The organism is uncultured Cardiobacterium sp. (assembly GCF_938028185.1).
Taxonomy (GTDB): domain Bacteria; phylum Pseudomonadota; class Gammaproteobacteria; order Cardiobacteriales; family Cardiobacteriaceae; genus Cardiobacterium.
The window spans coordinates 1-1,633 of sequence record NZ_CALJAH010000275.1 but is presented as its reverse complement, the minus strand read 5'-3'; the positions used below and the strand labels follow the sequence as shown (position 1 = coordinate 1,633).

The 1,633-nt window shown below is 57.0% G+C and carries 2 protein-coding genes and 1 pseudogene; all 3 read right to left on the bottom strand.

Annotated features, from left to right (window positions below; all coding sequences use genetic code 11):
• On the bottom strand, positions 1-985 hold a 985-nt coding region (locus Q0349_RS08160), incomplete at its 3' end, for an SbmA/BacA-like family transporter (RefSeq protein ID WP_298080374.1).
• 47 nt (positions 986-1,032) lie between these two features.
• A pseudogene (locus tag Q0349_RS14125) lies at positions 1,033-1,218 on the bottom strand (hypothetical protein); the annotation flags it as partial.
• Positions 1,170-1,633 (bottom strand): TonB-dependent receptor (locus tag Q0349_RS08155; RefSeq protein ID WP_298080373.1); only part of this gene is annotated, 464 nt, incomplete at its 5' end. The pseudogene Q0349_RS14125 and the gene Q0349_RS08155, both read right to left, overlap by 49 nt.

Genomic DNA, 1,633 nt, shown 5'->3' with positions numbered 1-1,633 from the left:
CCGCCCATTCGATGAGGCGGCGGTAGGAGTCGGTGAACCAGCCGAAGCTGTCTTGGACACGGGCAAACGATGTGCGGGTCTGCATCATGTCGCCGAAGGTCATGGTTTTGGCAAGGTACATGGGCAGGGTGGCGAGGATGGGGATGAAGATGCTGATGCGTACATAGGTCGCCCAAAAGGTTTCTTGGCGGAATTCGCAGTTGGTAAGCCGCCGCCAGTTGTCGCGGATGCGGAGGTAGCGTTGTTTCAGACGACCTGTTTCGGCTTCGCCGCCGTTGTAGAAGGCGATTTGTTCGGCATGGTCGCGCACGCGCAGGAGGGCGGCGCGGTAGTCGGCTTCGCGGTGCTGGCGGTCGATGTTGAGGTTTTTGAGTTTGCGGCCGACGAGGTGGGCAATCAGGGTGCTGATGACGGAATAAATCAGGGCGACCCAAACGAGGTAGCCGTGTATGGTGATGTCGCGCCCGCCGATATTGAAAGTCTGTACGCCGGAGAGCGTCCACAATACGGCGACGAACGCGCTGAATTTGGCAATATTATTGATGAAGGAGCGGAACAGTCCGATGCTTTTGTCGGCGAGGAGGTAGATGTCTTCGGCGATGCGCTGGTCGGGGTTGTCGGGTTCGCCGGTCAGGCGCAGGCGGTAGTGTTTGTGGCCTTCGAGCCAGTTTTGCTGGAATTGCTCGGTCAGGTGGGTGCGCCAGCGGAAGATGAGGCGTTTTTGCAGCCAGTCGCCGCAGACGATGCAGCCGATAATCATCGCCATGTAGCCGAGGTATTCGACGATGAGCGCGGGCATGGACGCGCCGTCAAACGCAGCCAGCGCGTCGTAGAAGCGTTTGTCCCACGCGGCGATCCAAACGCTGATGGTGATGGAAAAAAGGGTGAAGCCGATGAGGACGGCGAGCATCAGCCATTGGATGCGGCTTTGCGCCCCCGTCCAGAAAGGACGGGCGAGTCGGAAGAATTTTTTGAGGATGTTCATGGATGTGTGTTTGTATCGATAATGAAAGGCCGTCTGAAAACGGGATTGTATAGTGGATTAAATTTAAACCAGTACGGCGTTGCCTCGCCTTGCCGTACTATCTGTACTGTCTGCGGCTTCGTCGCCTTGTCCTGATTTAAATTTAATCCACTATACTTTCAGACGGCCTTATTTCATACGGCGGCTACATCTTCCATTTCAGGCTGAACACGGCATTTCGCGGTTCGCCGTAGAAATTGCCGCTGTTTGCGCTGCGGCTGTATTGGTTTTCGTAGTAGCGTTTGTCGGTCAGGTTGTTGATTGCCAGCCCCAGCTGCAGGTTTTTGGTCGGGCGGTATTGGACGTTGGTGTTCCAAACCGTGTAGCCGCCCTGTTTGAGCGTGCCGGAAGAATTGGCGGTTTTGCTGCCGCTTTTCACCCCCAGCCCGACCGTCCATCTGCCTTCGTCCACCGGCAGGACATAGCTGGTGTAAAGGCGGAACATGTGCTTGGGCGTATGGCTGCTGAAATTGTAGCCCTGTTGGCGCGATGCGACGTTGCCGGCAATGCTGTTGCGGTTGGTGCTGCGGTTGAAGGTGTAGCCCGCGTAAACCTGCCAACGGTCGGTCAGGCTGCCGGAGATTTCGGCGTCCAAGCCGCGGCTGCTTT